The organism is Streptomyces sp. NPDC002537, from assembly GCF_053594975.1.
In genome coordinates, this window is record NZ_JBSFWT010000164.1 from 1 (window position 1) to 8,004 (window position 8,004).

An 8,004-nucleotide genomic window follows, 5' to 3' on the forward strand; every position below is an offset into this window, starting at 1 on the left:
GGTGCGCGCCCACGCGCTTGACGAGCAGCGTCATCTCGTAGGCGACCAGGCCGATGTCGGAGTCGGCGTCCGCGAGTACCAGTTCGACTTCCCGTAGTCCTTCAGGAAGCAGCCGAAGAGGTCCTCGCCCTCCTCGCCGCGGACGATCGGGTCGTAGACCCGCGCCGCGCCGTCGACGAGGTCCAGCGGCGCGTGGAAGCCCTCCTCGGCGAGCCGGACCTTGTCGGGGTGCGGGCGCTCGTCGGTGATCCAGCCCGTGTCGACGGCCGTCATGAGGATGCCGTCGCTCTCGAGCATCTCCTGGGCGCTGGTGCGCGTGAGCATGTTGAGGGCGGCCTTGGCCATGTTGGTGTGCGGGTGGCCCGCGCCCTTGTAGCCGCGGCTGAACACGCCCTCCATGGCGGAGACGTTCACGACGTACTTGCGGCGGGCCGTGGACGCGGCCATCGCCGGCCGCAGCCGGCTGATGAGGATGAACGGCGCGGTCGAGTTGCACAGCTGCACTTCGAGCAGCTCGACCGGGTCGACCTCGGAGACGGTCTGGATCCAGCTGTTGGTGTCGTGCAGGTCCGGGACGAGACCGCCCGCGTCGATGGCCGTGCCCGCCTCGATCCGGGCGAGCGACGCCGAACCGGAGACCAGCGCGAGCTCCGTGACGTCCTGCGCGGTCAGGCCCTCGCCGTCGCGGGCGGCGGGCAGCGCCGCGACCCGGTCCACGCTGCCGCTGCCGAAGGTGCCGATCACCTGGGCGGGCGGCAGCTCGCCGGCGGGCAGCGGCGCGGACTCGGCGGCGACCAGCTCGCTGTACGCCTGCGGGGAGCGGCGCACGGTCTGGGCCGCGTTGTTGATCAGGATGTCCAGCGGGCCCTCGGCGGCGACCGAGTCGGCGAGCGCGACGACCTGGGCCGGGTCGCGCAGGTCGATGCCCACGACCTTCAGCCGGTGGATCCACTGGTCGCTGTCGGGCATGGCCTTGAAGCGGCGGATCGCGTCGTTGGGGAAGCGCGTGGTGATGGTGGTGTGGGCACCGTCGCGCAGCAGCCGCAGCGCGATGTACATGCCGATCTTCGCCCGGCCGCCGGTGAGCAGCGCGCGCCGGCCGGTCAGGTCCGTGCGGGCGTCGCGGCGGGCCCGGTTCTCGGCGGCGCACTCGCGGCACAGCTGGTGGTAGAAGGCGTCGACCTCGACGTAACGGGTCTTGCAGATGTAGCAGGACCGGGGGCGCTGCAGGATGCCCGCGATCTCGCCGAGCGTGCTGGAGCTGGGCAGGATGCCCTGCGTCTCGTCGTCGATCCGCTCGGCGGAGCCGGTGGCCGTGGCCTCGGTGACCGCGCGGTCGTTGGCGGTCTTCGCGGCCCGGCGCTCCTGGCGGCGGCGCTGCTTGACCGTGCGGTAGATGCCGGCGGTGGCGCGGCGCACCGCGATCGCGTCGGGGTGGTCGACCGGCAGCCGGTCGAGCTCCTCGAGCACACCCAGGCAGATCGCCATGCGTTCCGGGTCGATGCCCGACTGGTGGACCGCAGCGTCGCGGTTTTCTTCGGTGACCGTCATCGGCGCTGTCGTTTCCCAGTTCGTCTGATCTATTGAAGCCTCGAAGAACTGTACGTAGGTGAAGGCGGCCACGCCAAACCCGAGCGACACCGGACCGGACAAAGCATCACGTTCCGCCATGGTGTCAACGCGCTGCGTCACGGTGCGGGCGCGGTCTTCGCCGCAATTCCGCGAAATGCCCAATGGCCCCGCTTTTCGCCGTTCAAGGCCGCCCGGAAATCCACGGGGCCAGTCCATATTACTTATTGCGCTTTCCGGGTTAATTATGGTGTTCGGGGCCGATATTGGGCGAATCCCATTGGGTTCTCCGGCAACAATTGCCGCTCAACACCCATAAGAAAGGTTTAGCCAATGTCGCGTATCGCCAAGGCCGCCGCCCTGACTCTCGCCGCCAGCGCCGCGCTCACCGGTGCCGCGGGGGTCGCTTCCGCAAACTCTGACGCGGACGGCGTGGCCGTGGGCTCCCCGGGCATCGTCTCGGGCAACACCATCCAGGTGCCGATCCAGCTCCCGATCAACCTGTGCGGCAACACGATCGACATCATCGCCCTGTTGAACCCCACCTTCGGCAACCAGTGCGTCAACGCCGACGTGGAGGAGCACGAGCACTTCCACGGTCACCACGGTCACGGTGACCACGACCACGACAGGTGGTGAGCAGTCCGTCCGGAGCGCGTGCCTGAGCCGCCGCCTCCGCGCGACTCGCGCCGGAGAGGGGTCACAGTCAGCCGCCGGAGTCCTCACCTGCGCGTTCGTGGCGCCCATCATGATCCTCGTGATGGGCGCCACTGCCATGTGCGGACGCCTCGCCCCCGTCGCGCTCGGTGGACTTCCCCCGGGGCCGCTGGGCGCCGGGCAGGTCGGGGATCTCGACGATCGGCGGCAGATCGGGGGTCAGGTGGGTGTGGCCGGACGTCATGGTGGTGCGCCTCCTGCCGTTCGGGAACTGCCGTAGGGGAGTACGTGGGGAACGGGCGCGGGACTCAGCCCGGCGCGGGGCTGCGGCCCGGCGGCCCCGGCTGGCCGAGGAGCTCCCGGCGGAGCCGCGCACAGGTCCGGCTGAGGATGCGGGAGATCTGCATCTGTGAGACGCCCAGCCGGGCGCCGATCTGCTTCTGGGTGAGATTGCCGAAGAAACGCCAGTACAGGACGTACTTCTCGCGCTCCGGCAGCGCGCTCAGCAGCGGCTTGAGCGACTGCCGGTCCACCACCAGGTCCAGCGCGCCGTCGACGCGGCCGAGGGTCTCGGCGAGCGGGAGGTCGTCCGCGCCGAGTACCGGATGGTCCAGCGAGAGGGTGTTGTGCACGCCCTCGGCGGCGAGGCCCCGCAGCACCTCCTCCTCGGACAGGCCGCTCGCCGCGGCCAGCTCCGCCGGGGTCGCCGCTGCGCGGGCGTCCCGGTGCCCCAGCGCCACCTGCGCGGAACGCACCGCCGTACGCAACTCCTGGTCCCTGCGCGGGATGTGCACCGACCACGCGTGATCGCGGATGTGGCGCTTGAGCTCACCGGTGATGGTGGGGACGGCGAAGGTCTCGAAGGCGTGCCCGAGCCGGGGGTCGTACCGGTCGACGGCGTTCACCAGCCCCAGGGCCGCCACCTGACGCAGGTCCGCGGGGCTCTCGCCGCTGCTGCGGAACCGCACGCTGATGCGTTCGGCCATGGGCAGCCAGGCGGCGATCAGCTCCTGCCGCAGCCGGTCGCGCTCCGCGCCCCGAGGAAGGGCCGCCAGCCGTGCGAACGCCTCCGCCGTGTCGGGCGCGTCGTGCGCGCGCCGCCGGTGCGTCGTCCCGTCCATGGTCACGGTCGTCCCCTCGCTGCCGCGTGGAGTGGTGGCGGAGCCACGTTCCCCCCAGCATCACCCGCCCCATGGACTTGTGCGACTCGGAGCACCCGGGGGTACGCGGAGGGTGACCGCGTACGGGGCGGCGGCGCGACCGTTTCCCCGTGCCGGCGACGGGTACCCGGGCGCCCATGGCACAGAACCTCGCCGATGGCGAAGTGGCGGCGCTGGACGCCCACTGGCGGGCGGCCGACTATCTGGCCGCCGGGCAGCTCTACCTGCTGAGCAACCCGCTGCTCACCGTCCCGCTGGAGCCCGAGCACATCAAGCCGCGGCTGCTCGGGCACTGGGGAACCGCACCCGGGCTGAACCTGGTCCACACCCACCTCAACCGTGTGATCAAGGCCCGCGACCTGGATGCCGTCTGCGTCTGGGGACCGGGCCACGGCGGCCCCGCCGTGCTCGCCAACTCCTGGCTGGACGGCAGCTATTCCGAGGTGTACCCGGACGTGGGCCGGGACGCGGACGGCATGGAGCGGCTGTTCCGGCAGTTCTCCTTCCCCGGCGGGGTGCCCAGCCACGTCGCCCCCGGGACGCCCGGCTCCCTCCACGAGGGCGGCGAGCTCGGCTACTCCCTCGCCCACGCCTACGGGGCCGCCCTCGACAACCCCGGCCTGCTCGTCGCCTGCGTCATCGGCGACGGAGAGGCGGAGACGGGCCCGCTCGCCGCGTCCTGGCACGGCAACAAGTTCCTCGACCCGGTCCACGACGGCGCGGTCCTGCCGATCCTCCACCTCAACGGCTACAAGATCGCCAACCCGACGGTCCTCGCCCGCCTCCCCGAGGAGGAACTGGACCGGCTGCTGCGCGGCTACGGCCACGAGCCCCTCCACGTCGGCGGCGACGACCCGGAGCATGTGCACCGCGCGCTGGCGGCCGCCCTCGACCGCGCCCTGGACCACATCGCCACGGCCCAGCGCGTCGCCCGCGAGGACGGCGTCCCCGACCGGCCGCACTGGCCGCTGATCGTGCTCCGCACCCCCAAGGGCTGGACCGGTCCCGCCGAGGTCGACGGCCTGCCCGTCGCCGGGACCTGGCGCTCCCACCAGGTCCCCCTCGCCGGGGTCCGCGACAACCCCGACCACCTGCGCCTGCTGGAGGACTGGCTGCGCTCGTACCGCCCGGAGGAGCTCTTCGACGAGGAGGGCAGGCCGCGGTCGCAGGTCCTCGCGCACGTACCGCGCGGCACCCGGCGCCTCGGCGCCAACCCGCACGCCAACGGCGGCCTGCTCACCCGCTCACTGCCGCTCCCGCCGCTGGAGCACTACGCCGTACCCGTGGACAAACCCGGCACCACACGGCACGAGCCCACCCGGGTCCTCGGCGGGCTCCTCGCGCAGATCATGGCCGACACCGCGCGGAGCAGGAACTTCCGGCTGGTCGGCCCCGACGAGACCGCCTCCAACCGGCTGGACGCCGTCTACGCGGCGACCGGCAAGGCCTGGCAGGAGGGCATCCTGCCCACGGACGAACACCTCACGCACGACGGCCGGGTGATGGAGGTCCTCTCCGAACACCTCTGCCAGGGCTGGCTGGAGGGCTACACCCTCACCGGCAGGCACGGCCTGTTCTCCTGCTACGAGGCGTTCGCCCACATCGTGGACTCCATGGTCAGCCAGCACATCAAATGGCTCACGGTCTCCCGCACCCTCCCGTGGCGCCGCCCCGTGCCCTCCCTCAACCACCTGCTCACCTCACACGTCTGGCGCCAGGACCACAACGGCTTCTCGCACCAGGACCCCGGCTTCGTCGACCACGTCCTCAACAAGTCGCCCGAGGTCGTCCGGGTCTACCTCCCGCCGGACGCCAACTCGCTGCTGTGCGTGGCCGACCAGGTGCTGCGCAGCCGCGACCACGTCAACGTCGTCGTCGCGGGCAAACAGCCCTGCTTCGACTGGCTCTCCCTCGACGAGGCCCGCGCCCACTGCGCCCGGGGCGCCGGGGCGTGGCCGTGGGCGGGCACCGAGACCGGCGCCCGGCCGCCCGACATCGTGCTCGGCTGCGCGGGCGACGTCCCCACCCAGGAGGTGCTGGCCGCCGCGGACCTGCTCCGCCGCCACCTGCCCGAGCTGGCCGTACGGGTCGTCAACGTCGTCGACCTGACGTGCCTGCTGCCCCGCGAGGAACACCCGCACGGCATGCCCGACGCGGAGTACGACGCACTGTTCACCCCCGACCGGCCGGTCGTCTTCGCCTACCACGGCTACCCCTGGCTGCTCCACCGCCTCACCTACCGCCGCACCGGCCACGCACAACTGCACGTCCGCGGCTACAAGGAGACGGGCAGCACGACCACGCCCTTCGACATGGTCGTCGGCAACGACCTCGACCGCTACCGCCTCGTCATGGACGTCATCGACCGCGTACCGGGCCTGGGCGCACGCGCCGTCCCGGTACGCCAGGCGATGGCGGACGCGCGCACGCGCCACCACGCGTGGATCCGCGAACACGGCGTGGACATGCCGGAGGTGACGAACTGGCGCTGGCCGGGCGGCTGAACACCGCCGCGGCTCCCCCCCGGCTACCCCCGCGGTCCGCGCGGCTCCGCCCGGCCCACGATCGTGCCCGCCCGGTCGATGCAGATGACGTCGACGGCGATCGGCGCGCCGCGCAGCACCGCCAGGGCCTCGTCGCGGGCCGTCGCCGCGACGAGGTCACCGAGCGGCACGCCGCGCGCCGCGCACTGCTGGAGGGCGTCCAGGCCCGTGTTCGCCCCGGCCACCGACGCGGCCAGCGCCGCGTCCGCACCGCCGCGGCGCGCCAGTTCCGCGAGGAAGCCCTTGTCCACTTGGGAGCGCGCCGAGTGGAGGTCGAGGTGACCCGCCGCCAGTTTGGAGAGCTTGGCGAAGCCGCCCGCTATGGTCAGCCGGTCCACCGGGTGCCGGCGCAGATACTTCAGCACCGCGCCCGCGAAGTCGCCCATGTCGAGGAGCGCGTCCTCCGGCAGCCCGTGCACGGCCACCGCGACCTTCTCGGACGTCGACCCCGTACAGCCCGCCACATGCGTACGGCCCGCCGCGCGCGCCACGTCCACCCCGCGTCGGATGCTGTCGATCCAGGCGGAGCAGGAGTACGGCACGACGATGCCCGTGGTGCCCAGGATGGACAGGCCGCCCAGGATGCCGAGGCGTGGATTCCAGGTGGAGCGGGCGATCTCCTCACCGTGGTCCACCGAGAGGGTCACCTCCACGTCACCGGTACCGCCGTGCCGCGCCGCGACCTCGGCTACGTGGTCGCGCATCAGCTGCCGGGGCACGGGGTTCACGGCGGGCTCGCCGACGGGCAGCGGCAGCCCCGGACGGGTCACGGTCCCCACGCCGGGACCGGCCCGGAAGACCACCCCCGAGCCGGGCGGCAGCACCCGTACCGTCGACCGGATCAGCGCACCGTGCGTCACGTCGGGGTCGTCCCCGGCGTCCTTGACGATCCCGGCCATGGCCCGCCCCTCGGACAGCTCCTCCGCCGCCAGCGCGAACGCGGGCGTCTGCCCCTTGGGCAGCGTGATCGTCACCGGGTCGGGGAACTCCCCGGTGAGCAGCGCGGTGTACGCGGCGGTCGTCGCGGCCGTTGCGCAGGAGCCCGTCGTCCAGCCGTGCCGCAGCCCGGTGTGCGCGAGCTGTGCGGAGCGCCCGCCCGCGGGCTTCGCCGCCTCGGTCTCAGTCACGGTGGCCTCCGGCCGTAGAGTGGGCCGCGTTCCATGAACGCCCGGCGGTACGGGCACGGCAGGCGGAAGGGTATCCGGTGAGCGCCGAGCGCCACGTCCTGATCCTGGGCGGTACGACCGAGGCACGCCGCCTCGCCGCGGAGCTGACCGCGGATCCGGGGCTGCGCGTCACCAGCTCCCTCGCGGGCCGCGTCGCCGAACCGCGGCTGCCCGCGGGCGAGGTCCGCGTCGGAGGGTTCGGAGGGCCCGGCGGCCTGGCCCGCTGGCTGCGCGAGCAGCAGGTGGACGCGCTCATCGACGCCACCCATCCTTTCGCCGGAACGATCAGTTTCAACGCGGCGGCGGCCGCCGCGGAGGTCCATGTTCCGCTGCTCGCCCTGCGCCGTCCCGGGTGGGTCGCGGGCCCGGGGGACCGCTGGACCTCCGTCGCCTCCCTGGACGAGGCCGCGCGGGCGCTGCCCGCGCTGGGGGAGCGGGTGTTCCTGACCACGGGCCGGATGGGACTGGCCGCCTTCGCGCACCTCGAGGATAAGTGGTTCCTCATGCGCTCCGTGGACGCGCCCGAGCCGCCCGTGCCACCGCGGATGGAAGTGCTGCTGGACCGGGGGCCGTTCACGCTGGACGGCGAACGTTCGCTGCTGCGACGGCACCGGATCGACGTACTGGTGACGAAGGACTCCGGCGGGGCGGCGACTTCGGCGAAGCTTGTCGCTGCGCGCGAGGCGGGGGTTGTCGTTGTGGTGGTGCGGCGGCCGGCTGCGCCGGCGGGTGTGCGAGAAGTGGGGGACCCGGGTGCGGCCGCGTCGTGGCTGAGGGGGATTCTTCCCCGGCCCCGCCCCTTCCCGTAACCGGGCACTGGATACCGGCCGACGGCGCCGACTACACGGTCTCCAGCCGACCCGACGCCTATCCCGTCGAACTCGTCGTGATCCATGTGACGCAGGAGAC

The 8,004-nt window shown here is 72.6% G+C and carries 7 protein-coding genes; 3 read left to right on the forward strand and 4 right to left on the reverse strand.

What is annotated here, in order from left to right:
* Nucleotides 1–30 precede the first annotated feature (30 nt).
* Complete coding sequence (locus ACWD4A_RS34885) at nt 31–1,551, reverse strand: SDR family NAD(P)-dependent oxidoreductase (RefSeq protein WP_451200431.1); 1,521 nt, start codon at nt 1,549–1,551, stop codon at nt 31–33.
* 351 nt (nt 1,552–1,902) lie between these two features.
* Between ACWD4A_RS34885 and ACWD4A_RS34890 the strand changes: the two genes are divergently transcribed.
* Nucleotides 1,903–2,208: a chaplin gene (locus tag ACWD4A_RS34890; RefSeq protein ID WP_451200434.1), complete on the forward strand. Its 306-nt coding sequence runs from the start codon at nt 1,903–1,905 to the stop codon at nt 2,206–2,208.
* Nucleotides 2,209–2,275: 67 nt separating this feature from the next.
* Here ACWD4A_RS34890 and ACWD4A_RS34895 read toward each other — a convergent pair whose 3' ends face one another.
* Together ACWD4A_RS34895 and ACWD4A_RS34900 are read right to left on the reverse strand one after the other, a co-directional pair.
* A complete protein-coding gene (locus ACWD4A_RS34895; RefSeq protein ID WP_451200435.1) occupies nt 2,276–2,470 on the reverse strand; it encodes a hypothetical protein in 195 nt (64 codons plus the stop codon).
* A gap of 64 nt (nt 2,471–2,534) precedes the next feature.
* Entirely contained in the window at nt 2,535–3,347 is an 813-nt protein-coding gene (locus ACWD4A_RS34900) for a SigB/SigF/SigG family RNA polymerase sigma factor (RefSeq protein WP_451200441.1), read from the reverse strand.
* 176 nt (nt 3,348–3,523) lie between these two features.
* Between ACWD4A_RS34900 and ACWD4A_RS34905 the strand changes: the two genes are divergently transcribed.
* Nucleotides 3,524–5,890, forward strand: a complete 2,367-nt coding sequence (locus ACWD4A_RS34905) for a phosphoketolase family protein (protein ID WP_451200436.1) — start codon at nt 3,524–3,526, stop codon at nt 5,888–5,890.
* Between the two features lie 23 nt (nt 5,891–5,913).
* Here ACWD4A_RS34905 and ACWD4A_RS34910 read toward each other — a convergent pair whose 3' ends face one another.
* Nucleotides 5,914–7,056: a cobalt-precorrin-5B (C(1))-methyltransferase gene (locus tag ACWD4A_RS34910; protein ID WP_451200437.1), complete on the reverse strand. Its 1,143-nt coding sequence runs from the start codon at nt 7,054–7,056 to the stop codon at nt 5,914–5,916.
* A 77-nt stretch (nt 7,057–7,133) separates the two neighbouring features.
* On the opposite strand from ACWD4A_RS34910, the gene ACWD4A_RS34915 reads away from it, so the two are divergent.
* Complete coding sequence (locus ACWD4A_RS34915; protein ID WP_451200440.1) at nt 7,134–7,904, forward strand: cobalt-precorrin-6A reductase; 771 nt, start codon at nt 7,134–7,136, stop codon at nt 7,902–7,904.
* The last annotated feature ends 100 nt before the right edge of the window (nt 7,905–8,004 follow it).